The 24,398-nt window shown below is 72.2% G+C and carries 19 protein-coding genes and 2 pseudogenes; 9 read left to right on the forward strand and 12 right to left on the reverse strand.

Annotated features, from left to right (window positions below; genetic code table 11):
• Window positions 1–10: 10 nt before the first annotated feature.
• On the reverse strand, window positions 11–1,252 hold the full coding sequence (locus DMP17_RS30275) for an NAD(P)/FAD-dependent oxidoreductase (RefSeq protein ID WP_337831295.1): 1,242 nt from the start codon (window positions 1,250–1,252) through the stop codon (window positions 11–13).
• Window positions 1,253–1,456: 204 nt separating this feature from the next.
• On the opposite strand from DMP17_RS30275, the gene DMP17_RS30280 reads away from it, so the two are divergent.
• Together DMP17_RS30280 and DMP17_RS30285 are read left to right on the forward strand one after the other, a co-directional pair.
• A complete protein-coding gene (locus DMP17_RS30280) occupies window positions 1,457–3,040 on the forward strand; it encodes an acyl-CoA carboxylase subunit beta (protein WP_443217923.1) in 1,584 nt (527 codons plus the stop codon).
• Between the two features lie 74 nt (window positions 3,041–3,114).
• The gene (locus DMP17_RS30285; RefSeq protein ID WP_308253128.1) at window positions 3,115–3,318 is read left to right on the forward strand and encodes a hypothetical protein; all 204 of its coding nucleotides are present in this window, start codon (window positions 3,115–3,117) and stop codon (window positions 3,316–3,318) included.
• On the opposite strand, the gene DMP17_RS30290 is transcribed toward DMP17_RS30285, so the two are convergent.
• On the reverse strand, window positions 3,251–3,586 hold the full coding sequence (locus DMP17_RS30290; protein ID WP_226356799.1) for a hydroxyisourate hydrolase: 336 nt from the start codon (window positions 3,584–3,586) through the stop codon (window positions 3,251–3,253). The genes DMP17_RS30285 and DMP17_RS30290 overlap by 68 nt on opposite strands.
• Window positions 3,587–3,861: 275 nt before the next feature.
• Between DMP17_RS30290 and DMP17_RS30295 the strand changes: the two genes are divergently transcribed.
• Window positions 3,862–6,732: an AfsR/SARP family transcriptional regulator gene (locus tag DMP17_RS30295; protein ID WP_337831296.1), complete on the forward strand. Its 2,871-nt coding sequence runs from the start codon at window positions 3,862–3,864 to the stop codon at window positions 6,730–6,732.
• 138 nt (window positions 6,733–6,870) lie between these two features.
• On the opposite strand, the gene DMP17_RS30300 is transcribed toward DMP17_RS30295, so the two are convergent.
• Window positions 6,871–7,617, reverse strand: a complete 747-nt coding sequence (locus DMP17_RS30300; RefSeq protein ID WP_226356801.1) for a Crp/Fnr family transcriptional regulator — start codon at window positions 7,615–7,617, stop codon at window positions 6,871–6,873.
• Between the two features lie 163 nt (window positions 7,618–7,780).
• Window positions 7,781–9,274, reverse strand: coding sequence for an MFS transporter (locus DMP17_RS30305; protein ID WP_226356802.1), 1,494 nt, complete (start codon window positions 9,272–9,274; stop codon window positions 7,781–7,783).
• Window positions 9,275–9,352: 78 nt separating this feature from the next.
• Between DMP17_RS30305 and DMP17_RS30310 the strand changes: the two genes are divergently transcribed.
• Entirely contained in the window at window positions 9,353–9,964 is a 612-nt protein-coding gene (locus DMP17_RS30310) for a TetR/AcrR family transcriptional regulator (protein WP_337831297.1), read from the forward strand.
• Window positions 9,965–10,451: 487 nt separating this feature from the next.
• Window positions 10,452–11,343 (forward strand): annotated as a pseudogene (locus DMP17_RS30315) (IS5 family transposase); the annotation flags it as partial.
• Window positions 11,344–11,449: 106 nt separating this feature from the next.
• On the opposite strand, the gene DMP17_RS30320 reads toward DMP17_RS30315, so the two are convergent.
• The 4 genes from DMP17_RS30320 to DMP17_RS30335 form a co-directional block, all read right to left on the reverse strand.
• The gene (locus tag DMP17_RS30320) at window positions 11,450–12,775 is read right to left on the reverse strand and encodes an enolase C-terminal domain-like protein (protein ID WP_337831298.1); all 1,326 of its coding nucleotides are present in this window, start codon (window positions 12,773–12,775) and stop codon (window positions 11,450–11,452) included.
• The gene (locus DMP17_RS30325; protein ID WP_337831299.1) at window positions 12,772–14,280 is read right to left on the reverse strand and encodes an aldehyde dehydrogenase (NADP(+)); all 1,509 of its coding nucleotides are present in this window, start codon (window positions 14,278–14,280) and stop codon (window positions 12,772–12,774) included. The genes DMP17_RS30320 and DMP17_RS30325 overlap by 4 nt, the downstream gene beginning before the upstream one ends.
• Before the next feature lie 34 nt (window positions 14,281–14,314).
• Window positions 14,315–15,247 (reverse strand): 5-dehydro-4-deoxyglucarate dehydratase, encoded by a 933-nt coding sequence (gene kdgD, locus DMP17_RS30330; RefSeq protein WP_337831300.1) that lies wholly within the window; start codon window positions 15,245–15,247, stop codon window positions 14,315–14,317.
• A gap of 103 nt (window positions 15,248–15,350) precedes the next feature.
• Window positions 15,351–16,265 carry a LysR family transcriptional regulator gene (locus tag DMP17_RS30335; protein ID WP_337831301.1) on the reverse strand — a complete coding sequence of 305 codons (915 nt, stop codon included), beginning with the start codon at window positions 16,263–16,265 and terminating at the stop codon, window positions 15,351–15,353.
• Between the two features lie 192 nt (window positions 16,266–16,457).
• On the opposite strand from DMP17_RS30335, the gene DMP17_RS30340 reads away from it, so the two are divergent.
• The gene (locus DMP17_RS30340) at window positions 16,458–17,843 is read left to right on the forward strand and encodes an MFS transporter (protein ID WP_337831302.1); all 1,386 of its coding nucleotides are present in this window, start codon (window positions 16,458–16,460) and stop codon (window positions 17,841–17,843) included.
• Between the two features lie 61 nt (window positions 17,844–17,904).
• Complete coding sequence (locus DMP17_RS30345; protein ID WP_337832751.1) at window positions 17,905–19,170, forward strand: glucarate dehydratase family protein; 1,266 nt, start codon at window positions 17,905–17,907, stop codon at window positions 19,168–19,170.
• Window positions 19,171–19,301: 131 nt separating this feature from the next.
• Here the strand turns inward: DMP17_RS30345 and DMP17_RS46515 are convergent, their stop codons facing one another.
• Window positions 19,302–19,769, reverse strand: a complete 468-nt coding sequence (locus DMP17_RS46515) for a nitrilase-related carbon-nitrogen hydrolase (protein WP_443217924.1) — start codon at window positions 19,767–19,769, stop codon at window positions 19,302–19,304.
• Between the two features lie 224 nt (window positions 19,770–19,993).
• Between DMP17_RS46515 and DMP17_RS30355 the strand changes: the two are divergent.
• Window positions 19,994–20,891 (forward strand): annotated as a pseudogene (locus DMP17_RS30355) (IS5 family transposase).
• Window positions 20,892–21,289: 398 nt separating this feature from the next.
• Entirely contained in the window at window positions 21,290–21,625 is a 336-nt protein-coding gene (locus DMP17_RS30360) for a winged helix-turn-helix transcriptional regulator (RefSeq protein ID WP_337832752.1), read from the forward strand.
• A 4-nt stretch (window positions 21,626–21,629) separates the two neighbouring features.
• On the opposite strand, the gene DMP17_RS30365 is transcribed toward DMP17_RS30360, so the two are convergent.
• The 3 genes from DMP17_RS30365 to DMP17_RS30375 are packed head-to-tail and all read right to left on the reverse strand — an operon-like array spanning window position 21,630 to window position 24,396.
• A complete protein-coding gene (locus DMP17_RS30365) occupies window positions 21,630–22,535 on the reverse strand; it encodes a shikimate dehydrogenase (RefSeq protein ID WP_337831304.1) in 906 nt (301 codons plus the stop codon).
• Window positions 22,532–23,506 (reverse strand): MsnO8 family LLM class oxidoreductase, encoded by a 975-nt coding sequence (locus DMP17_RS30370; RefSeq protein ID WP_337831305.1) that lies wholly within the window; start codon window positions 23,504–23,506, stop codon window positions 22,532–22,534. The genes DMP17_RS30365 and DMP17_RS30370 overlap by 4 nt, the downstream gene beginning before the upstream one ends.
• Window positions 23,503–24,396: a hypothetical protein gene (locus DMP17_RS30375; protein ID WP_226356544.1), complete on the reverse strand. Its 894-nt coding sequence runs from the start codon at window positions 24,394–24,396 to the stop codon at window positions 23,503–23,505. Before DMP17_RS30375 ends, DMP17_RS30370 begins: the two co-directional genes overlap by 4 nt.
• Window positions 24,397–24,398: the final 2 nt, after the last annotated feature.

Below are 24,398 nucleotides of genomic sequence, written 5' to 3' on the forward strand. Positions count from 1 at the left end.
CTGGTGGAGGTCAGGCCGTGGGGTCGTAGACGCGCCGCTCCTCGGGGAGCCCGGCGTCGTCGTAGAGGGACTGGAGGCCCTCGGGGGAGAAGATCTCGTGGTCGGGGACCCCGCCCGCGATCCAGCCGAGCATCGCCCGGGTCCACTTGTCACTGGACCCGGCGGCCTCCAGGACCGCCTGGAAGAAGGGCGGTAGCTCCGCGAGCTCGGCCACGGTGGTCGTGTAGTCGTAGAGCACCGCGGTGTCCTCGTCGCGGCGCTTGCCGTACTCCGCGAGCGCCGCGGAGGGGTCGGTCTCCCCGGACGCCGACCGGGTCACCGCGTCCGCGAGCATCTCCGCCTGCAGGAACGCGTCGGTGATGCCCCAGCCGGTCAGCGGGTCCTTGTGGTAGCCCGCGTCGCCGACCAGCGCCCAGCCCGGGCCCGAGGCCTGCCGGTAGAAGTTGTCCGGGTACCGCATCGGGACGAGGGGCTCGAGCGCCCGCCCGCGGTCGCGCATCTGCTCGCCGAGCTCGGGTGCGACATCGTCCAGCACGGCCTGGAAGTGGCGCGGCACGTCCTGGCGGAACTCGCGCAGCAGTTCCTTGCGGCCGATCACGGCGACGAGCTGGCCACCGTTGGTGGGCCAGGTGCCGGCCCAGGTGCCGTGGTGCCCGGTCCGGTGGTGCAGGCCCCAGTCGTCGAGGCCCTCGAAGTAGGAGTAGTAGGTGAAACCCGCGGCCGGACGGACGTTGTAGGTCTCCGCGCCGACGCGCTTCGCGACCGTCGAGTGGGCACCGTCGGCGCCGACGACCAGGGCGCCCCGGAACTCGCTGTCGACACCGGAGGCCGAGCGCCCCCGCACCCCGACCACGCGCCCCTCGTCCCAGATCACGTCGGTCACGGTGAAGCCGTCGACGACCTCCGCTCCCGCCCGCCGCGCGGCGTTGACCAGGATCTCGTCCAGGACGACCCGGCGCGGGCAGTAGACCGCGTCGATCCCGTCGACGGGGTCGGCGAAGCCGATCATCGTGACGTCGCGGTGGGCGTAGTGCATCGACCGGGACGCGGGCGTACCCGCGGCGACGACCTCGTCCAGCAGGCCCCACGCCTGCAGCCGCGCCAGACCCGCCTGGTGGAGGTAGTGGGTCGACACGGTGTCCGAGGGCAGCGCGGCCCGGTCGAGGACCAGCACGCGGTGGCCCCGGCGGGCCAGCAACATGGCCAGCGGGGACCCCCCGCACCGGGCTCCCACGATGATCGCGTCGTACATGCTGGTGCTCCTTGTCGGTCGAACGCCGGGCGAGCTGCCCGAATGGGTTCCGGTGCAGTTGGTACGCATGCCCGGCACGGGCGGCCGCTCAGAACTGCGCGTCGCCCCGGACCGCCGCGAGGCTGCTCAGAACTGCGCAGGGCACCGGCCCGCCGCGTCCTAGCGTCGGGCCGCGCGAACCGTGCAACCGAGAGGAGCGGCCCCGTGACCGTCCTGGAGAACCGTCCGCCCGACCGTGCGGCGCCACCCACCCTGCGCGGACTGGTCGAGGAGCTGCACCGGCGGCGGGAGGCCGTCGTCGCAGGCGACGCCGAGGCCACCGCCCGGCAGCACGCACGCCGCAAGCTGACCGTGCGCGAGCGGCTGGACCTGCTGTTCGACGAGGGGTCGTTCGTCGAGGTGGAGGCGATGCGCCGGCACCGGGCGAGCGCGTTCGGGATGGACCGCAGGCGCCCCGAGACCGACGGCGTCGTCGCCGGGTGGGGCACGGTGCACGGGCGCACGGTCTTCGCCTACGCCCACGACTTCCGGATCTTCGGGGGCTCGCTGGGCGAGGCGCACGCCGAAAAGATCCACAAGGTGATGGACCTGGCGCTGTCCGCCGGCGCCCCGCTCGTGTCACTCAACGACGGGGCCGGCGCGCGCATCCAGGAGGGGGTGACGGCCCTGGCGGGCTACGGCGGCATCTTCCGGCGCAACGTGGCCGCCTCCGGGGTGATCCCGCAGATCAGCGTCATGCTGGGTCCGTGCGCGGGCGGGGCCGCGTACTCGCCGGCCCTGACCGACTTCGTGTTCATGGTCCGTGACGTGGCCCAGATGTTCGTCACCGGGCCGGACGTGGTCGCCGCGGTGACCGGCGAACAGATCGGGCACGACGCCCTGGGCGGCGCCGACGTGCACGCGACGACCGGCGTGGCCACCTTCGTGCACGACGACGAGCGGTCCTGCCTGCTCGACGTCCGCCACCTGGTGGCGCTGCTGCCCGCCCACGGGGACGAGGCCCCGCCCGCGACACGGGTCGAGGACCCGCCCGGGCGGCTCTGCGAACGGCTCCTGGACCTGGTGCCGGCCGACCCGTCGAAGCTCTACGACATGCGGGAGGTCGTCGAGGAGATCGTCGACGACGGCGAGCACATGGAGCTCCACGAGTTCTGGGCACCCAACATCCTGTGCACCCTCGCGCGGATCGGCGGGCGGGTCGTGGGGATCGTCGCGAACCAGCCGCTCGTGCAGGCGGGCGCCCTCGACATCCCGGCCTCGGAGAAGGCGGCCCGCTTCGTCCGCACCTGCGACGTCTTCAACATCCCGCTGGTCACGCTCGTCGACGTGCCCGGGTTCATGCCCGGTACCCGCCAGGAGCACGGCGGGATCATCCGGCACGGCGCCAAGCTGCTCTACGCCTACTGCGCCGCCACGGTGCCCCGGATCCAGGTCATCCTGCGCAAGGCCTACGGCGGGGCCTACATCGTGATGGACTCCCGCTCCATCGGGTGCGACGTGTCCTTCGCCTGGCCGGGCAACGAGGTGGCGGTCATGGGGCCCGACGGGGCCGCCAACGTCATCTTCCGTCGGGAGATCGACGCCGCGGACGATCCGGAGGACGTCCGCGGCCGGCGGACGGCCGAGTACCGGGAGGAGCTGGTCCACCCGTATTACGCGGCCGAACGCGGCCTGGTGGACGACGTGATCGACCCGCGGGACACCCGTCGGCTGCTCCACCGGACGCTGGAGATGCTGCACGACAAGCACGTCGGCGAGGCCGCCCGGCACGGGAACCCGCCGCAGTGAGCAGCCGGCCGGTGGTCGATCTGCGAGTCCTGCGCGGTACCCCCACCGACGACGAGCTGGCCGCACTCGTCGCCGTGCTGGCGGCGCTCACCCCGGTGGCACCGTGCGTGCCGCGCCGGTTCGCGCCGCGATCGGCCGCGCGCTCGCGCCGTCGCGGACCCGGACGGCCCGCGCGCGCGGGCCGGGCGCCGTCCGGCAGGCGACCGCCGCTCACCCGGTCTGGCCGGCCCAGACCGCGTACCCGTGCGGGGCGATCTGGAGGACGACGGTCCGGGTGACGCCGGGACCGACGGTCCCGGCGTTCACCGTCACGTCGTCGGTCGTGCAGCGGACCCCCTGCGCGGCGAAGTAGCGGCGGGTGTCGAGGACGACGCGTACCGCTCGGCGGTGCCGGTGGGGCGCCGCGCCGGTCAGCACGCCCGAGCCGTCGGTCAGGGTGGTGTGGACGACCTCCCACCGGCCGCCCACCTCGTGCTCCACCCGGGCGTGCAGCTCCACGGCCGGACGGCCGTGGAGCAGGTCGTACACCTGGACCGTCACCGACACCGGATCACCTCTCCACATGGGTGAGTCGGTGCGACCGTTCGGCCCAGGGGGGACGAGGCGGGGCGGGCGGACCTGGGGAACAGGGCGACGTTTCGTCCGATGTGCACCACTCGTTCGTGGACTTCTGTAGACGATCTCTCTACTGTCGGTGACGGTTTCACGACGGATCGCGGCAGTGGCCATGGGGGGCGTCGGTGCGGCTGAGGGTTCTCGGTGCTCTCGACGTCCAGCGCGTGACGGGTGACGTCGTCGATCCGGGAGGTCCACGACTCCAGGTGGTCCTCGCATGCCTGCTCCTCGAGTGTCCGGCGGCGGTCTCCACCGAACGTCTCGTCGACGCGGTGTGGCCGGACGCCCCGCCGGCGACGGCCCGCAGCCAGATCCAGATCTGCGTCTCGCACCTGCGGCAGCGCCTGGGGACGAGCAGCGCCCGGATCGTCACCCGGCGGTCCGGGTACGCGCTCGAACCGGGCGGGGCCGAGCTGGACCGGCTGGAGTTCGAGCGCGCCGTCGACCGCGCCCGCGAGCTCGTGCGGTCCGGCCGGATCGCGGAGGCGGTCACCGTCCTGCGCGGGTCGCTCGACCTGTGGCGGGGACCCGTCGTCCTCCCGGAGATCAGCAGCCCCGTGGTGCGTGACCGGGCGGTGGTGCTCGAGGAGAGCCGCGCGATCGTCGTCGAGGAGCTGGCCGCGCTGATGCTGTCGGGGGGCAGGCACTCGGAGCTGGTGCCGCTCCTCAGCCGCGAGATCCTGGACTACCCGCTGCGCGAGCAGATGCGCAGCCAGCTCATGCTGGCCCTGTTCGGGGCGGGCAGGCAGGCCGACGCGCTGCGGGAGTACCGGCGCGCCCGTGACGTGTCGATCGCCGAGCTCGGCATCGAGCCCGCGGAACCACTGCGCTCGCTGGAGGCCGCGATCCTGCGCGGCGACACCTCGCTGCTGCGGGGGCAGTCCCCGGCGACGACCCCCGCACCGGCTCCCGCGATGCTCCCGGCGGGCGTCGGTGACTTCACGGGACGGGCCGACGCGGTCCGGGACATGCTCGCCGCGGTCCACGGGGGAGCCCGCAACGGGACCGGCGCCGCGGTGCTCGTCCTGTCCGGCCACGGCGGGGTCGGCAAGTCCGCGCTGGCCCTGCACCTCGCCCACCGCATCGCCGACAGGTTCCCCGACGGCCGGTTCTACGCCTCGATCGGCAGCGACCCGGCGGGCACGGACCGGGCGCTCGAGCGCTTCCTGCGCGCGCTGGGGACGCCGCCCAACTCCATCCCGGAGTCGTCCGAGGAGCGGCAGGCGGCCTTCCACGAACGCATCGCCGGCCGTTCGGTCCTGATCGTCGTCGACGACGCCACCATCGAGTCCCAGCTGCTTCCGCTGATCCCCCCGGACTCGTGCGGTGCGCTGATCGTCACCAGCAGACGCCGCCTGACCGCGCTGCCGGGGGCGACCCGGTTCGAGATCGGGGCCTTCGCCCCGGCCGAGTCGCTGGCGCTGCTGGAACGCATCCTCGGGAGCGAACGCATCCGCGCCGACCCCGACGCCGCGAGCACCCTGGCGCGGTACTGCGGGCACCTCCCGCTCGCGGTGCGGATCGCGGCGGCCCGCCTCGCGGCTCGGCCGCACTGGACCCTGCGTGCCATGTGCGCGCGGTTGGCCGACGACTCGGCGCAGCTCGACGAGCTCCAGCACGGGGACATGGCCGTGCGGGGGAGCCTGCTGCTGACCTACGAGTCGCTGGCCCCGGAGACCCGCCGGCTGCTGCGGCTGCTGTCGCTGCTGGACAGCCCCCGGATCGGCGGGTGGACGTGCGCGGTGCTGCTGGGCTGCGACGCCCGCACGGCGGAGGGCCGTCTCGACGAGCTCGTCGAGCTGCACCTGCTCGAGATCGTCGCCGTCGACGCGGACGAGCCGCTGTCCGGGCAGTTCCGGCTGCACGAGCTGGTCCGGCTCTTCGCCCGGGAACGGGCGATGGCCGAGGAGACGGCATCCGGGCGTGTCGAGGCCATCACCCGTGTCGTGCAGGCCTTCCTCCGGCTGGTCGAGCAGACCCACCTGCACGAGTACGGCGGGGACCTGCTGCTGCGCGGCGACGGGCCGCGGACGGTGCTGGACAGCCGGATCACCGACCGGCTGCTCGCCGAACCGCTCGTGTGGCTGCGCCGGGAACGGGCCGCACTGGTCGCCACCGTCTCCCAGGCGTCGGCCCTGGGGCTGCACACGGAGTGCTGGTCCCTCGCGGTCACCGCGGTCGTGCTGTTCGAGGCCTACGGGTTCTACGACGAGTGGCGGTCCACCCACCTCACCGCGCTGAGCGCGGTGGTCCGGGCGGGGGACCGTCGCGGCGAGGCGGCGGTCCGCTACTCGCTCGGGTCGCTCGAGCTGTTCGAGCAGCACTACGGCAGTGCGCGGGCCGACCTCGACCGCTCCTCGGCGCTGTTCGCCCAGCTCGCCGACGACTACGGCGGGGCGCTCGTGGGTCGCAACCTCGCCATCCTCGACCGGCTCACCGGGGACTACGACCGTTCGGGTGCGCGGTCCCGGGCCGCGCTCGCGGTCCTGCGTTCGCACGGCGACCACTCCGGTGAGGCCCACGTCCTGGCCAACCTGGCCCAGCTCGCCATGGACACCGGCCGGGTCGACGAGGCCCTGGCCGTCATCGACGGCGCCGCACGCGCGGCGGAGGACCTGCCGAACCGCAGGCTCGCCGCGCAGATCACCCACCGGCGCGGGCTCGTCCACCTGCGGCGTGGCGAGGGCGAGACCGCGGAGGCGCTGTTCGGCGAGGTGCTCACCTTCGCCCGCGCCGTCGACGACCGGTCGGCGGCGCTGCACGGGATGGTCGGGTTGGGCGAGGCACTGGAGCTGCGAGGTGACCCGGTCGCGGCGCGGCGCTCGTTCGAGCAGGCCGCCGCGCTCGCGGCGACCCTGGGCGAGAAGCGGATGCGTGCCCACGCGCTGCTCGCGATCGGTCGGCTGGACCTGCGCCTGGGCGACCGTGTCGCGGCCGCCGCGGCGGCGGTCGAGGCGCTGCGGGTGGTCGAGGGGAGCGGCCTGCCCCTGCTGGAGCAGCGGTGCCGATCCGCGTTGGCGGCGGCGCGTGCGGACACCCCCGGAGGGGCGGCGGGCGGTGCGCGGCCGCCGCCCTGACCCCGGGGGCGGCACCGCGTCAGTCCCAGACCGTGTTGCGCGGTCGTCGTGGGGCGATGACGGTTCCGGTGGGAGTGTGCGTCATGACCGGCTGGCTCCTTCGTGGTGGTGGCGACCGCGTCCGGCGGTCCGGAGCGGTCAGCCGGCGTCGGCTCGGGCGTCGAGGTAGAAGCGGAGGGCCGCCGGTCGCACCCGCAGGACGCGCCCGGTACGGAACTCGACCGCTCCCGCCTCCTCGAAGCGGCGCAGGAAGTACCCGATCCGTGACCGGGTGGTGCCGACGATGTGCGCCAGCTCCTCCTGCGTGATGCGGTCGTGGATGGTGACCCCGGCGGGCCCCGGGCGTCCCAGCCGGTCGGCGAGGTCGAGCAGGGTCACCCCCAGCCGTTGCTCGCTGTCATCGGTCACGAGGTGGCTGATCGAGGTCTGCTGTTCGGCCAGCCGGCCCGCGAGGTGCTGGATGAGGTGCCGGTGGAGCACCCGTCCGTCCAGGGCGCGGAAGAGCGACTCGGCGGAGAAGCGCAGCATGTCCACCGGGTCCATCGCCACGGCCGTCTCGGTGCGTGCCCCGTCGAGGAGGGCGAGCTCGCCGACGACCTCCCCGGCTCCGTAGATGCGGAGCAGGCACATCTTGCCCGACCGGGAGTGCACGATGGTCTTCACCCGTCCCGCGAGGACGAGGTAGATCGACTCGTCGGGATGCTGTCCGCGGTAGACGGTGCTCCCCCCGGCGAACGACGTCCGTGTGTAGGAGAGCTGTCCTCTCCGGACGAGGTCGCCGAGCAGTTCCGGGAACTCCGTCCGGGCCGTCGTCCCGGTGTTCCCGGGACGACGGCTCGGCAACGGTTCCAGCTGCCCCACCATCACCTGCGCGAGGTCCCCCACAGCGCCTCCATGGCGTCTCGGACTCCTGCCCGGTCTGGGCGGTGAGTTCGGTACGTCCGACGGTAGGTGTGTGGGCTATCGGGGCCCTATCGAGTTGTATGTCCGGTACGGGCCTGATGGTGACGATCGGGTGTGTCCGGTCGTCGCACCCGGGCCGGGCCGGTCAGCTCCTGCTGCGCAGCCCGAGCACGATGGCCACGGCCATCACCGCGGAGAGCACGGCGCTGACGAGCCCGATCGTCGAGAGCGCCGAGGTGAACGCCTGGGTTCCGGCCGCGACCAGCTCCGCGCCCTCGGCACCGGGCAGCCCCCCGGCGGCCTCGACGGTGCCGGCGAAGGTGTCGGTGCCACCCGCGACCGGTGCGTCCGCGAGCTGGGTCCGGTAGATGAACGTGCCGAGCGCGCCCAGCACCGCGACACCGAGCGCCATGCCGAGCTCGGTGCTGGTCTCGGAGACGGCGGCCGCGGAGCCCGCCTTCTCCGGCGGGGAGGACCCGACGATCAGGTCGGTGCCCAGTGCGATCAGCGGACCGCCACCGGCGTAGGTCAGGCTGAAGCCGACCACGGCCACCCACAGGGCGCTCTCGGGGCCGACCGTGGCGAGCATCAGGTGCCCGACGATGGAGATCAGCAGACCGCCGGCGACGATGTGCGCCGGGGCGAAGCGGCCGGCCAGGGCCGGTGCGGCCATCGAGGTCACGATCAGGCCGAGCGCCGCGGGGAGCAGCCAGAGGCCGGCCGTCATGGGGGACTGGCCCTGGGCCAGCTGCAGGTACTGGGTGACGTAGAGGTAGGTGCCACCGGCGACGAACATCGCCATCAGCATCGCCACCGCCGCGGTGCTGAACGCCGGGCTGCGGAACAGGGTGAGGTCGATCAGCGGCGTGGTCAGGCGACGCTGCCGGCGGGCGAAGACGTAGCCGAGTGCCGCGCCGACGACGATCGCGACCGTGGCGACGACGGTGTTGCCGCCGACGGCCAGCTCCTTGAGGCCGTAGACGACGGGCATGATCGCCCCGAGGGAGAGGGCGACGCTCACCAGGTCGATCGGGTCCGCCTCCGGGGCGCGGTACTCGGGCAGCAGCAGCGGCCCGGCGACGAGCAGCAGCGCCATGACCGGGACCGCGATGAGGAAGACCGATCCCCACCAGAAGACCTGCAGCAGTGCGCCACCGATCACCGGGCCGAGTGCGATGCCGACCGAGAACATGGTGACCCACAGCCCGATGGCCATGCCCCGCTGGCGCGGGTCGACGAACATCGCGCTGATCAGCGACAGCGTGGAGGGCATCAGGGTCGCGCCGGCGATGCCCAGGGCGGCCCGGCTGATCAGCAGTGCCTCCGGCGTGGTGGCCAGGGCGGCGACGATCGACGCGACGCCGAAGGCGGCCGCACCGATGAGCAGCAGCTTCCGGCGCCCGATGCGGTCGCCCAGGCTGCCCATCGTGACGAGCAGGCCGGCGATCATGAAGCCGTAGATGTCGATGATCCACAGCATCTGCTGTGCCGTGGCGCCGAGGTCCAGGGTGATGGCCGGACCGGCTAGGTGCAGGACGCTGACGTCCATCGAGACGAGGAGGGTGGGCAGTGCCAGTACCGCGAGGCCGAGCCATTCGCGGGTACCGGCGCGCTGCTCGCGAGGCGCGACGGTGGTCATGTCGGGACTCCTTGGGGAGATTTGGCGTACCATCGGTACGTACGAGGAGACCGTAGCAGATTCACGTACCATCGGTACATGAGTTCGGGAGGGTTGATGACCGGAGTGCGGATCCGGCAACGGGAGCAGACGCGGAAGGCCTTGATCCACGAGGCGCGGACGTTGTTCGCGCAGCGTGGCTACGGCGCGGTCGGGCTGGCCGAGATCGTGGCCGCCGCGGGCGTCACCAAGGGCGCCCTCTACCACAGCTTCGACGGCAAGATCGGCCTGTTCCGCGAGGTCCTGGCCCAGGTCCAGACGGAGGTGGCCGAGCGGGTGTCCACATCGGTCTCCTCCGATGCGGACCCCTGGACCTCGTTCGTCGCCGGCTGCCGGGCGTTCCTGTCGGTGTCGAACGACCCGGAGCTGTCGCGGATCATGCTCATCGACGGGCCTGCCGTCCTCGGCTGGTCGGAGTGGCGCCGGCTGGACGAACAGACCTCCGCGCGTCACCTGGCGGAGTCGCTGCAGCAGCTCGTCGACGACGGGGTGATCGTGTCCCAGCCCGTCGAGCCGCTGACCCGGCTGCTCTCCGGCGCGATGAACGAGTCAGCTCTGTGGCTGGCCGAGTCCGGGGGCGCGGGGGACGGCGAAGCCGTCTGGAACGCTTTCCACGGGCTGTTGTGCTCGCTCCGTGACCGGCAGTTGTAGCCGGGCGCTGATGGACCGATCGGTCGTCATCGCCGTCACGATCATTGACCGATACGTGTGGAGCAAACGTGGAGCACGCTGCTCCACGGTGCGAAATGGGGTCAGGGTTCTGCTCCACGATTGTTGTGCCGTTCGGGTGAATCTCGTGCGGTGTTCTGCGGTTGGGTGCAGATCGGTGCCGGAGCGGTGGGTGTGCGCTCGGGGTGGTCGACCGGGTGTGGGTGTCGGGTAAAGGGGGCGGACCCGGGAACCTGTGGCTGCCTCGCCGCCCGGCGGAGTCTGAACCGGCGCTGTGTCCTCGGCGGGATTCGATAAAGATCTGAATGAGACCGACGGTGATTCTCGTCGGCTGACATGCTGACTGTTGACAGTCCCGAGGGCCTCGATGGTCGTGTGTCATGAAGAGGGTTCGGTGTCGGTCTCAGCCGGTCGTTCGCTAGGGCGTGTCTCCTAACCCGGCCGTTCGGGAGTGCGGGATGATCATCGGGTGTCGCGCCGTGCTGTCCTGAACGATGCTCAGTGGGCTCGGCTTGAGCCGTTGTTGCCGTCCTCGGACGGCCTGCCGGGACGGCCGTTCGCCGATCACCGTCGGGTGGTCGAGGGGATCATCTACCGGTTCCGCTGCGGGCTGGCCTGGCGCGATGTCCCGGTCGAGTTCGGGCCATGGCAGACGCTGTGGAAACGCCACCGCCGCTATGCAGGTGACGGCACCTGGGATCACGTTCTCGCAGCTCTGCTGGCCGATGCCGACTCCGCCGGTCTGGTGGACTGGGCGGTCAGCGTCGACTCGTCGATCATCCGCGCCCACCAGCACGCCGCGACCCTCACCCGTGACACAGGGGGCAGGATCGAACTACAAGAATCGGCTGATCGAGCCGCCCGATCACGCCTTGGGCCGGTCCCGCGGCGGGCTGACCACGAAGATCCACCAGCTCGTTGACGGACACGGCCGCCCGCTGGTCGTGCTCGTCGGTCCCGGCCAGGCCGGCGACGCCCCGATGTTCGGGCACCTGATGAGTGACCTGCGTATCGACCGGGTCGGTCCGGGCCGGGCGCGGACCCGCCCCGAGCGGGTCCGCGGCGACAAGGCCTACTCCTCACGCGCGATCCGCCGGCACCTGCGCGAACGACGGATCGTCGCGGTCATCCCGGAACCGGCTGACCAGCAGGGACACCGGAAACGCCGCGGCTCCCGCGGCGGTCGGCCACCGGCGTTCGACCGCGAGGACTACCGCGGCCGCAACGTCGTCGAACGCGGGTTCTGCGACGTCAAACAGTGGCGCGGCCTGGCGACCCGCTACGACGAACTCGCCCTGACCTACCGCGGCGGGGTCGTCCTGAAGACCATCGTGACCTGGCTACGCGCGTTAGGAGACACGCCCCAGGCCCCGACGACTGGGTGCACCGGCGCCGCAGGGTCCCGGTCCGCCCGGACGGCTCGACCGCCTGGATGTAGCCCGGCGGTCGAGCGGTCGGGGCACAGGGTCAGCGCACGAGGGCGGGTGCCTTCGGGTCGAAGGTCCAGCCGGGCACCACGTACTGCATCGCCGCGGCGTCGTCGCGGACGCCGAGACCGTGGTCGAGGTAGCGCTGGTGCGCCGCGACGAGCGCGTCCTCGTCGAGGGTGACGCCGAGCCCCGGGGCGTCGCCCACGGCGATCCGGCCGTTCTCGATCCGGAACGGCGCTGTGGTCAGCGCCTGCCCGTCCTGCCAGATCCAGTGCGTGTCCAACGCCGTGATTTCTCCCGGGGCGGCCGCCCCGACCTGGGCGAACATCGCCAGCGAGATGTCGAAGTGGTTGTTGGAGTGCGAGCCCCAGGTCAGCCCGAAGTCCGCGCACAGCTGGGCGACGCGGACCGCGCCGCGCATCGTCCAGAAGTGCGGGTCGGCCAGCGGGATGTCGACGGCGTGCTCCCGCACGGCGTGCGCGAGCTGGCGCCAGTCGGTGGCGACCATGTTCGTCGCCGTCGGCAGCCCGGTCCGGCGGCGGAACTCGGCCAGCACCTCGCGGCCGGAGTAGCCGCCCTCGGCGCCGCACGGGTCCTCGGCGTAGGCCAGCACGCCGTGTGCGTCCCGCAGCAGCCGCACGGCGTCGTCGAGCAGCCAGCCGCCGTTCGGATCCAGGGTGATGCGGGCGTCGGGGAAGTGCGTGGCCAGCGCCCGAACCGCCGCATACTCCTCTTCTGGGGCGAGCACCCCGCCCTTGAGCTTGAAGTCGGCGAACCCGTAGCGCTGCTGCGCCGCCTCGGCGAGTGCGACGACGGCGTCCGCGTCGAGCGCCGGTTCGCGACGCAGCGCCTCCCAGCGGTCGGTCGCGCCGGTGCCGTCGACGTAAGGCAGGTCGGTGCTGGTGCGGTCGCCGACATAGAACAGGTAGCCGAGCACCGGGACGTCGGTGCGGCGGCGGCCCTCGCCAAGCAGCTCGCACACCGGCACGCCCAGGGCCTGGCCGTGCAGGTCCAGCAGCGCCGACTCCAGCGCGGTCACCGCGTGCACGGTGACCCGCTGGTCGAAGGTCTGCAGGCCGCGCCCGCCCGCGTCGCGGCCCGCGAACCGGCCCGCGACGGCGTGCAGCAGTGAGCCGTAGCGGACCACCGGTGCGCCGACCAGCAGTTCGGCCGCGTCCTCGACGGTGGCCCGGATCGCCTCCCCGCCGGGCACCTCGCCGAGCCCGGTGCGGCCGTCGGAGTCGGTGATCACGACGACCGTGCGGGTGAAGAACGGCCCGTGCGCCCCGCTGAGGTTGAGCAGCATGCTGTCGTGCCCGGCGACGGGCACCGCCCGCACCGCCGCGATCGTGGCTCCACTCACGGCAGGACCAGCACGCCGTCGATCCGGCGGGGGAGGTCGATCGGCCCGTCGACCAGCTCGGTGGGAAGCAGCTCGGCAGGTGCGTCCTGCCAGGTCACTGGGCGCAGGAAGCGCCGGATTGCGGTGGTGCCGACCGAGGTGTGCTGAGTGTTGGTCGACGGCCACGGACCGCCGTGGTGCTGGGCCCAGGACACCGCGACCCCGGTCGGGAACCCGTCGAACAGGATCCGGCCCGCCCGCGGCCGTAGCGCGGCCGAGACGGCGCCGGGCAGCTCGGTCTCGCCCGTACCGCGGTGCACGGTGGCGGTCAGTGACGACGGCAGCGCCGCGAGCAGCGCGAACAGCTCGTCGGCACCGTCGTAGCGGACGACGACACCGAGCGGGCCGAAGCACTCCTCGGTCAGGCCGTCGGGCAGCCCGTTCGCGGCCAGCAGCAGGGGTGTGGCGGTGAAGCCGCCGGTGTCCTCCCCGGTGGTCCCGGTGGCGACGGTGGTGACGCCCGGCAGCCCGCGCAGGCGCTCGGACAGCGTCCGGTAGCCCTGTGCGATCCCGGCGTTGAGCAGCACCGGCGCGGCGGCGTCGCGCACGGCGCCCGCCATGGCGTCCAGCACGGCGTCGCCGTCGGGGCCCGCGGGCAGCAGCGTGAGACCGGGCTTGGTGCAGAACTGGCCGCCGCCCAGGGTGAACGAGCCCACCAGGCCGGTCCCCAGGGCGGCCGCCCGCTCGGCGGCCGCGGCCGGGGTGACGAGGACCGGGTTGAGGCTGGCCAGCTCGCCGAAGAACGGGATCGGCTCCGGCCGCCGTTCGATGATCTCCATGAGGGCTTTCCCGCCGGTCAGCGAGCCGGTGAACCCGACCGCGCGGATCTGAGGGGCGGCGACCAGCGCGGCCCCGGCGGCGAGACCGTGGACGATCCCGGTCGTGGCGTCGGGCGCGCCCGCCTTCGTGGCGGCCGCAGCCAGGATCTCCGCGCACAGCTGCGAGGTGGCCGGGTGCGAGCCGTGCGCCTTGATCACGACCGGGTTGCCCGCTGCGAGCGCGGCGGCGGTGTCGCCGCCGGGTACGGAGAAGGCGAGCGGGAAGTTGCTCGCGCCGAACACGGCGACCGGGCCCAGGGGGACGAGCATCCGGCGTAGGTCGGGGCGCGGCCCCATCGGGGTGTCCCCGGCGTGGTCGACGGTGGCCTCGACGTACGAACCCTCGCGCAGCACCTCGCCGAACAGACGCAGCTGGAAGCAGGTGCGGGTGAGCTCGCCGTTCAACCGGCCCGGGCCCAGCCCGGTCTCGCGGTCCGCGACGGCGACGACGTCCTCACGGCGCGCCTCCAGCGCGTCGGCGAGGGTGTCGAGCAGCTCGGCGCGACCGGTGCGGCCCAGCGCCTCCAACCCGGGCGCGGCTGCTGCGGCGGCGGCGACCAGCGCGTCGACCTGGTCGGGGGTGGTCTCGGTGGTGACGGTCTCGACGGCCGCGCCGGTGCGCGGATCAATGCTCACGACGTCGGTCACGGGTTTCTCCTCCAGCAGGGGGTCACGCCGGGGTTCAGGCGGCGTGTGCGGCGGGCACGACGGCGTCGATCAGGGTCGCCAGCTCGTCGCGCTCGGCGTCGGTCAGGTCGGTCAGCGGGGGGCGGACGCGGCCGCCGTCGCGCCCGACCGCGGTGAGCCCGGCCTTGACGATCGAGACGGCGTAACCCCTCCGCTGGTCGCGCAGCACGGTGTACGGCAGCACGAAGGTGTTGAGCAGACGGTAGACCTCGGTGCGGTCCTGGGCCCGGACCGCGGCGTAGAAGCGCAGCGCGAACTCCGGCAGGAAGTTGAACAGCGCCGAGGAGTAGGTCGACACGCCCAGCTGCAGCAGCGGCAGCGCGAAGGTCTCGGCGGTGGGGAGTCCGCCGACGTAGACCAGGCGGTCGCCGAGCCGGGCGTAGGTGCGGGTCATCCGTTCGATGTCGCCGACGCCGTCCTTGAGCCCGATCAGGTTCGCGTTGCGCTCGGCGATCCGGGCGACGGTGAGGTCCTCCAGTACGGCGTTGGCCCGGCTGTAGGCGATCACACCCAGGTCGGTGGCGGCGCAGACGGCGTTGACGTGGGCGGCCAGCCCGTCCTGGGAGGCCTCGGTCAGGTACGGCGGGAGCAGCAGCAGACCGTCGGCGCCCGCGTCCTGCGCGGCGCGGGCCTGGGCGACGGCGGCCGCCGTGCCGCCGGTGGCGGGGGCGAGGACCGGGACCCGTCCGCCGACCTCGTCGACGGCGATCCGCACGACCCGGTCGATCTCGGCCGGGGTGAGGGAGAAGCCCTCGCCGGTGCCGCCCGCGGCGAACAGGCCGGCCACGTCGTAGCCCGCCTGCCAGTCGAGGTGCTCGCGGTAACGGGCCTCGTCGACTTGCAGCGCGTCGTCGAAGTGGGTCACGGGGAACGACAGCAGACCGGACGCCACACGGCCGGCCAGCTCGTCAGGATGCATCGTCGCCACGGCGTTTCGTCCTCGCTTCTGGGGTGCGCACCGCCCGGGAACGGCGGTGCGGGGCACGGTACGACCCACGCTAGGAACCGTCGGTGATGCTGTACAGAACCGATTAGGCATCGTGTGATGCCTCGGAGGAATGGGATTCGAGGAGTCGCAGGGCCGACCACAGGGCCGGGTTGCGGGAGTCCCGGCGCCAGATCAGGTGCAGCTCGACGGGGTCGGCGGGCACGTCGGCGGGCACGGCCAGCTCGGCGAACGCGACGCCGTCGATGCCGAGGCGGCGGGCCGAGGCGGGCACGAAGGCCAGCCCGCGGCCCGCCTCGACCAGCCACAGCATGGTGAGGATCTGACCGACGGTGTGCACCACGCACCGATGGTCGACGTGGAGCAGGCGGACGATCAGGTCGTAGAAGTACCGCGCTTCCAGCGGCGAGTGCATGATCAGTGGCTCATTGGCGAGGTCGGCCGCCGTCAGCGGTCGCCCGGCCCCCAGCAGCGGGTGCCCGGTGGGCAGTGCGACGAGCATAGCCTCGCGGTGCAGGAGGCGGGAGCCGAATGCGTCGGGATCCACCGGTGGTCGCCCAACCCCGAGGTCGATCCGCTCGTTGTGCAGATCCGCGACCTGGTCGCGGGTCACCCGCTCGGACAGTGCCAGCTCGACCTCCGGCAGCCCGACGGACAGCGCGTTCAGCAGCGCGCCCAGCCCGCCGAACGTCGACGCGGCGGTGAACGAGATACGCAGCAGCCCGGCCGACCCGGCGGAGACCCGGCGGGCCAGGTCTGGTGCAGCGTCTGCCAGCGCGAGCAGTCGGCGGGCCTCGGCGAGGAAGACCTCGCCCGCCGGCGTGAGTGCGACGTTGCGGTTGTCGCGTTCGAGCAGCTGAGCCCCCACGGTCCGTTCCAGTTTTTGGATCTGCCTGCTCAACGGTGGCTGGGTCATCTGCAGCCGGGTCGCGGCCCGGCCGAAGTGCAGCTCGCGGGCGACGGTGACGAAGCCGCGCAACTGCTCCAGCGTGAAACTCATGCCGTGAAGGTATCAAGTACGGCTGTGACTGACCGTGTGCAAATCGTGGCGCTCCGCCCGCGGCACACAGCGATGCCGAGACAGCATGGCTCAATGCAGAACGAGTTCTGTACGAGTATTGCACGCCACATCTAGCGTCGACCGCGAATCGAGCGGAACCCGCACGTTTCCTTCCACAGATGTGAGGAATTCATGAGGTCATCACCCACGCCGCCGACTGAGGTAGCCGACGACCCCGCCGAGCTCCGCAGCGCCGTGGCGAAGTTCTTCCGGCGGGCCATGCCGCTGCTGGTCGTCATGCTGGTGATCAACCAGATGGACCGGACCAACATCGGGTTTGTGCAGAAGCACCTGGAGGCCGACCTCGGCATCGGTGCGGCCGCCTACGGTCTGGGCGCCGGCCTGTTCTTCATCGCGTACGCGATCTTCGAGGTGCCCAGCAACATGCTGCTGGAGCGGTTCGGGGCCCGCGTGTGGCTGGCCCGGATCATGGTCAGCTGGGGCGTCGTCACCTTCGCGATGGCGTTCGTGACCGGCCCGACCAGCTTCTACATCGGCAGGTTCCTGCTCGGCGTGGCCGAGGCGGGCTTCTTCCCGGGGGTCATGTTCTACCTGACCCGCTGGCTCCCCGACCGCTACCGCGGACGTGCGGTCGCGATCTTCCTCGGCGGCTCGTCGACCGCCTACATTCTCACCGGACCGATCTCCGGCGGGCTCCTGGAGCTCGACGGCGTCGCCGGGGTGGCGGGCTGGAAGTGGATGTTCGTGGTCCAGGGCGTGGCGTCGGTCCTCGTCGGGTTCTACGCGCTGATCAAGCTCGTCTCCAAGGTCGACGACGCCCGCTGGCTCAGCGCCGGGGAGAAGCAGGCGCTGGCTGCGGCCGTGGCGGCCGACGACGTCCGTCGGACGAACTCGGCGGGCTCGGCGACGGTGTCGAAGATCCGCCTGGCCCTGCAGCCGCAGGTCCTGCTGCTGTGCCTGATCTTCTTCGCGATGACGCTGAACGGCTACGCCGTCACGTTCTGGCTGCCGAGCATCGTCGACAAGATCGGCGACCTGTCCGACTTCAGCATCGGCCTCATCTCGGCCGTTCCGTGGATCTTCGCGCTGGTCGCGATGCTGCTCCTGGGCCGCTACACCGACCGGACCGGCGTGCGGCGCCCGTGGGTGCCCGTGATGATGCTGCTCGCCGCAGTCTCCACGTTCGTCTCGACGCTGGGCACCCCGATCCTGGGTGTGGTGATGATCGGTGTCGCCGCCGTCGCCTTCAAGTGCGCGGCCTCCCAGTTCTGGCCGATCGCCCAGCAGGCCATGCCGCTGTCGGTCGTCGCGGCGGGTATCGCGCTGATCAACTCGCTGGGGAACCTCGGCGGGTTCGTGGCCCCGACGGCGTTCGGCCTGATCGAGGAGAACACCGGCAGCACCGACCTGGCCATGTACGGCCTGTCGATCGCCTCGGTGCTCGCGGCGGGCCTGTGCCTGCTGATCCGCGCCGTGCCGCGGGCTGAGGCGGGCGAGGGACTGCCCGCCACCCCGGCCACCACCCCGGCCGCCGCTCCGCAGTCCGGCGCATCCTGACCGCGCCCGGTCCCCGCCGGCCCACCCCTGCCGTCGCCCGTCCCGAGGAGACACGATGAACATGGCAGCCCCGCACCGCATCAGCTCGGTCACCGTCACGCCGGTCGCCTTCCGCGACCCGCCGTTACTCAACAACGTCGGCGTGCACGAGCCGTACGCGATCCGCGCCGTCGTGCAGGTCCACACCGACCAGGGCCTGACCGGGCTGGGCGAGACCTACGCCGACGCCGCCCACCTCGACCGCGTCCGCCAGGTCGCGGACCGGGTCGTCGGCCTCGACGTGTGGGACGTGCACGCCCTGGAGCGGACGGTCCGCAGCACCCTGGAGGGCGAGGCCGGGCACGACAGCGGCGGCACCGGCGGCATGATCAGTACCGGGATCGCGGACCGGGTGCTGTCCCCGTTCGAGGTCGCCCTGCTCGACCTGCAGGGCCGCGAGACGGGTCGCCCGGTGTCGGCACTGCTCGGCGGGGCCGTCCGGGACCGCGTCGACTACTCGGCGTATCTGTTCTACAAATGGGACGCCCACCCCGGCGGCGAGGCCGACGCCTGGGGCGCCGCGCTCGACCCGGCCGGGATTGTCGCCCAGGCCCGAACGATGATCGACGACTACGGCTTCACCGCGATCAAGCTCAAGGGCGGGGTGTTCGAGCCGGACGCCGAGATCGCCGCGATCCGGGCGCTGGCCGACGAGTTCCCGGGCCTCCCGCTGCGTCTGGACCCGAACGCCGCCTGGTCAGTGTCAACCTCCGTCCGGGTCGGGCGCGAACTCGGTGACACCCTGGAGTACCTGGAGGACCCGGCCAAGGGCATCCCGGCGATGGCCGAGGTCGCGACGCAGGTGCCGCAGCCGCTGGCGACCAACATGTGCGTCGTCGCCTTCGACCACCTCGAACCCGGACTGCGGCAGAACGCGGTCGGGGTGATCCTCTCCGACCACCACTACTGGGGCGGACTGCGGCGCTCGGCGTCGCTGGCACGGATCGCGGGCACCTTCGGGATCGGGCTGTCCATGCACTCCAACAGCCACCTCGGGATCAGCCTCGCCGCGATGACCCACCTCGCGGCCGCGACCCCGGAGGTCACCTACGCCTGCGACACCCACTGGCCGTGGAAGGACCCGGCCGAGGACGTGATCGTCGACGGGGTGTTCTCCTTCGAGAAGGGCGCGCTCACCGTCCCCATCACGCCCGGCCTGGGCGTCGAACTCGACGCAGACCGGCTCGGGGCACTGCACGAGCAGTACCTGCGGTGCGGCATCCGCAACCGGAACGACACCGGGTACATGCAGTCGATCGTCCCCGGTTTCGAGGTCCCCACCTGGTGATCCGCCGGTCGGCCAGGTAAGGGGTGCGCCCGCCGCGAGGTGAGCGTGCCCCGGTCCAGCTCGGCGCGCACCCCGTCCGGCGCGGGCGACGCCACCGTCCGGTCCGGCCACACAGGACGGCACGCCGTAGGTCAGCGAACCCTCGGTCCCGCAGTAGCTGGCGTAGGCCACGTAGACCTGCACCGGCGGGACGTGGTCGTGGGGGAGCATGTTCGCGGTCGGAACGAGGACCGCGTCCGCCCCGGCCAGTGCGAGTGACTGGACGGTCTCGGGGAGCTCGACGTCGTAACAGACCAGCAGGCCCAGGCCCCAGCCGTTCCAGCGCAGACGGCGGGTGGGCCGGCACCGGCGGTGAAGCAGGTCCGGTCGAGCTCGCCGCAGAGGTGGGTCTTGCGGTACCCGGCGAGCCGGACACCGTTCGGACCGACCAGTGTCACGGCGTTGAACACGTCGTTGCAGACCCACTCGGGATGGCCGTGGAGCACCGCGGTGCCGGTCCGGGCGGCGATCGCGGCGACGGCCGCCGCGGTGGGGCCGTCGGTCGGCTCGGCGAGCGCGCGCACCGCGTCCGCGCCGATGTCGTAACCGGTCAGGAACATCTCCGGGGTGACGACGAGGTCGGCGTCGCCTGGTGCAGGCCGCCGCCAGCCGCGCCACGTTCGCGGCGACCCCGCGCGGGTGCGAGGGCACCTGCAGCAGCGCGACGCGCATCAGTCGGGCATCGCGCGCGGCGCCAGCTCGGCGAAGCGGTCCCCGGGGCCGGGATATTCGACTAGGACGTGTCTCCTAATCTGGTCGCTCGGGACTGCGGGATGATCGTCGGGTGTCGCGGCGAGCTGTCCTGAACGATGCCCAGTGGGCGAGGCTTGAGCCGTTGTTGCCGACCTCGGACGGTCTGCCGGATCGCCCGTTCGCCGATCACCGCCGGGTGGTCGAGGGGATCATCTACCGGTTCCGCTGCGGGTTGGCCTGGCGTGACGTTCCGACCGAGTTCGGGCCCTGGCAGACGTTGTGGAAGCGGCATCGCCGCTACTGCGGTGACGGCACCTGGGATCGGGTTCTCGCAGCTCTGCCGGCCGATGCCGACTCCGCGGGGCTGGTGGACTGGGCGGTGTCGGTGGACTCGTCGATCATTCGTGCTCATCAGCACGCCGCGACCCTCAAGCGGGACACAGGGGGCAGGATCGAACTACAAGAATCTGCGCGTGGAGCCCGACGATCACGCACTCGGTCGGTCCCGCGGCGGGCTCGGCACGAAGATCCACCAGCTCGTTGACGGCCGCGGCCGTCCGCTGGTCGTGCTCGTCGGTCCCGGCCAGGGCGGTGACGCCCCGATGTTTGTGCACCTGATGAGTCATCTGCGTATCGACCGGGTCGGCCCCGGTCGTCCGCGGACTCGCCCGGAGCGGGTCCGCGCAGACAAGGCCTACTCCTCGCGTGCGATCCGCCGGCATCTGCGTGAGCGCGGGATCGTCGCGGTCATTCCCGAGCCTGCTGACCAGCAAGGGCATCGGAAACGGCGAGGTTCGCGCGGCGGTCGACCACCCGCGTTCGACCGTGTCGACTACCGCGGCCGCAACGTCGTCGAGCGCGGGTTCTGTGACGTCAAGCAGTGGCGCGGCCTGGCGACCCGCTACGACAAACTCGCCCTGACCTTCCGTGGCGGAGTCGTGCTGAAGGCGATCATCACCTGGCTACGGGCTTTAGGAGACACGCTCTAGTTGCCGCTGGGTCGCGGTAGCCCGAACTCTCGGCAGGCTGCTCTGATGAGCGAGAGCAGTATCGTGCACGTCGATCCCAGGACGTGACCCGGGTTCCTGCACTTCTGCAGGTGGCGCGATCTCGTGGAGGGGGACGTGGACGATCAGCCTGCGCTGTCCCGGCTTCCGAACCGTCCGACCATGCGTGCGTCGGCGCTGTTGTCAGCTCCAGCAGGGCATTCGGACCCTGTGAGGTGGTAGGCGACGACGTCGTCGTGATCGCCATGATTGCCTCGTTCTGCTGTGGATCCGCCGCTTGGTTACGTACAATTACAGAGGTGTCGAGTAGTGACCACGAGGCGGCGGCCGACCAGAGCGGTCGGACCGGGCCGGCCGGCGGGCATGACGCCGTCCGCCATATGTGCCCGTTGAACGAGGTCCTGGACCGGGTCAGCGGGAAGTGGGCGATCGGCGTCCTCACGCTCATCGGCGCGGAGGAGGTCGCGCGCTTCACCGAGCTCGAGCGCGGCATCCCGGGCATCAGCAGACGGATGCTGACCTTGACGTTGCGGAACCTCGAGCGGGACGGGTTGCTGACCCGCACGGTGTACGCGACGGTGCCGCCCAGGACGGAGTATCGGTTGACCGAGGCGGCCCGGGAGCTCGCGCAGACCCTGTCGCTGCTCACCGACTGGGCCAAGCGGCACCAGACGCACATCCAGGTGTCCCGCCTCGACTACGACGGGACCCACTGACCTCTCACGGGTGAGTCGCCTCGAACCGCCTCAGCATGCGGTCGGCGTCGGCCCGTCGGCCGGTGAGGACCTCGAACCCGTCCGCCGCCTGCAGCACGACCATCGGCCCACCCCCCAGCACGCGGCAGCCTGCCCGCTCGGCCCCGATCAGCAGGGCGGTGCGGCGTGGCCGGTAGACGATGTCACTGACCCACAGACCTGGGTGGAGCGCAGACGTGGGCACCGGATGTCCCTCGTGGCCGGTCATGCCGACCGGCGAGGCGTTCACGATCCCGGTGACGTCGGTGAGCAGAGCGGGCAGGTCGTCGGGCCGACCCGTGCGTAAGGTCCGGTCCCGGTGTCGTCGTCGGAGCGTCGCTGCGAGCGCCGACGCCCGGTCGTGGTCGATGTCGACCACCCAGAGGTGTGCGACGCCGATCGAGAGCAGCGCGTGGGCGACCGCCGAGCCCGCCCCACCGGCACCGACCAGCACGACGGAACGCAGGTCGTCGTCGGTCAGTCCCCCTGGCAGACAGGTACGGAGGCTCCGCGCGTACCCGGACCAGTCCGTGTTGTGACCGATCGCCCGTCCCCGGTCGAAGACGACGGTGTTGACCGCGCCGATGGCGGCCGCGTCGGGGGTGATCGCGTCGAGGAGGGGGATGATCGTCTGCTTGGCCGGGTGGGTGACGGTCACCCCCTGCCAGCCCGCGGCCCGGACCTCCCGCAGGACACCGCCCAGGACCTCGACACCGTGACCGAGTTCGTCGAGATCGAGGAGGGCGAACGCCGCCCGGATGCCGTGGGCGGCGGCCTCGGTCTCGTGCAGCAGGGGTGAGGCGGACGTCGTGATGCCGGACCCGATCAGTCCGGCCCGGTAGGTGGTCGATGGGCTCCCCAGGAGCTCGGGGTCGAGCACGGTCGTGGTCATCGCGACGGACCGGCCACGGCGGAGCGGATGCGGTCGCCCTCGCCGAGCGCGGCGACGATGCGGCCGAGACTGCCCAGCTTGTCCTCGCCGTCGGTCAGGTTGGAGGTCAGCATGAGCTCGTCCGCCCCGGTGGTCTCGGCCAGTGCGTGCAGGCGTCGTCGCACCGTCGCCGGCGAACCGACGGCCTGCTCGTCGAGCAGCCGGGCGGCGTCGTCGAGCTGGTCGGAGGTCCAGGGCAGGGCGGCCGCCACGTCGGGAGCGGGGAACGGGCTCCGAGGGCCGAGCCCCGCGACACCGAGCGCGGGTGCGAGCGCAGGGGCGACGAGCCACCGGGCGTGGGCGTCGTCCTCGCCGCAGACGGTGTGGACGGTGAGCATGGCGTGCGGGACGGAGCGGGTGGGCCCCGGACGGAAGTTGCTCCGGTAGGTCTCCAGCGCCCGGACGGCGTCGGTGGGGCCGAAGAAGTGGTGTGCGAAGGCGTACGGGAGACCCCGCTCGGCGGCGACGAGTGCGCTGGCGACGCTCGAGCCCACGAGCCAGACCTCGGCGGGGGCGCTCGCGTGCGGCAGGGCCGATCCGAGCGGGTCGGTCAGATGGCCGCCGAGCTGGTCGAGCTGCGCGTCGAGGGAGACCGTGGTGCCGCCGCCCCGCCCGACACCGAGATCGATCCTGCCGGGGTACAGGGCTGCGAGGACCCCGAACGCCTCGGCGACGGCCCGTGGCTGCCGCCCGGAGAGCAGGACGGCTCCGGAACCGATGCGCAGGGTGCGGGTCCGTGCGGCGATGGCGGCGATGAGTACCTCGGGGGTGGAGCTCGCGATGCCGGGCATGCCGTGGTGCTCGGCGACCCAGAACCGGGTGAAGCCGAGCCGGTCGGCGCGGCGGGCGAGGTCGACGGTGGTGGCGAGTGCCCGTTCCGGGGACTGCCCCTCACCGACCGGGGCGAGGTCGAGCAGGGACAGAGGAATCATCGGGGGCCTCCGGAGCGGACGCCCGCCGGGCCGGGGAGGGCGCCGACGGCGACCGTGAGTTCGGAGACCTGGACGGCCTGGGCGCGGACCTCGGCGTCGGTGACACCGCGACGGCGGTCGTGCAGGCGCTGGGCCTGCTCGACGGCCTGGTCGGCCCGTCGTATCGCGGCGGCGGTGGCGGCGGTCGTGCCGTAGGTCGTGCGGGCGGCGAGGGCGATGTCGAGCAGGACGAGGTCGAGGGTGGGGGCCAGCAGCCCGTTGTAGGGGCGGGGCTCGAACCGCTTGTCCACGTGTCCCAGGGCACCGGTCCAGGGGATGTCCGCGTCGCTGACCTCGATGCGGGCGCCATCGTGACCCGGGACGCTGATCCCCGGGTGGGAGGTGTAGGCGAGAGCGCTGATCGGTGTCGCCACGTCGGAGCGGGCGCCCTGCAGAATGGTGATCGTCGAGACGTCGGCGCCCACGGCGGGTGCGATGCGGCCGTCGAAGAGCATGGCCTCGCCGTCGTCGACGACGGTGAGCTCCGCGGCGCAGGGGTCGGACGCGCCGCAGTAGAACCACCTGCTCCGGGTGGAGACCTCACCGATGTGGTCGATCTTCTCGTCGGTGCCGATGAACTCGGCGATCCAGTACCAGACGTAGTGGCGTCCGAGCAGCTCGGCGATGGTGGGGTCGACGCGTGCGATCTCACGGACGACCCGGTGCGCGACGCGCCACGGTTGCTCCGCGCCGCCGTGGCGGGCGGGACCGAGCAGGGTGGTCAGGCCGTTGTCGGCGAGTGCGGCCACGGCGTGCCGGCGACGAGCGGCTCCGTCGGTGTCGGGCAGGTCCTCGGCGAAGGAGCGAGCGACCTTCTCCCACCAGGCGGCATCATCGGCTGTGTCGGGCACGG

The sequence above is a fragment of the Pseudonocardia sp. TMWB2A genome, assembly GCF_017312135.1.

Coding starts and splice junctions, on each gene's coding strand:
- DMP17_RS30335 (WP_337831301.1), bottom strand. CDS start 16,265: ATGAGTTTCACGCTGGAGCAGTTGCGCGGCTTCGTCACCGTCGCCCGC.
- DMP17_RS30360 (WP_337832752.1), top strand. CDS start 21,290: ATGTGCCCGTTGAACGAGGTCCTGGACCGGGTCAGCGGGAAGTGGGCG.
- DMP17_RS30305 (WP_226356802.1), bottom strand. CDS start 9,274: ATGACCACCGTCGCGCCTCGCGAGCAGCGCGCCGGTACCCGCGAATGG.
- DMP17_RS46515 (WP_443217924.1), bottom strand. CDS start 19,769: ATGTTCCTGACCGGTTACGACATCGGCGCGGACGCGGTGCGCGCGCTC.
- DMP17_RS30365 (WP_337831304.1), bottom strand. CDS start 22,535: ATGACCACGACCGTGCTCGACCCCGAGCTCCTGGGGAGCCCATCGACC.
- DMP17_RS30275 (WP_337831295.1), bottom strand. CDS start 1,252: ATGTACGACGCGATCATCGTGGGAGCCCGGTGCGGGGGGTCCCCGCTG.
- DMP17_RS30340 (WP_337831302.1), top strand. CDS start 16,458: ATGAGGTCATCACCCACGCCGCCGACTGAGGTAGCCGACGACCCCGCC.
- DMP17_RS30345 (WP_337832751.1), top strand. CDS start 17,905: ATGGCAGCCCCGCACCGCATCAGCTCGGTCACCGTCACGCCGGTCGCC.
- DMP17_RS30310 (WP_337831297.1), top strand. CDS start 9,353: ATGAGTTCGGGAGGGTTGATGACCGGAGTGCGGATCCGGCAACGGGAG.
- DMP17_RS30370 (WP_337831305.1), bottom strand. CDS start 23,506: ATGATTCCTCTGTCCCTGCTCGACCTCGCCCCGGTCGGTGAGGGGCAG.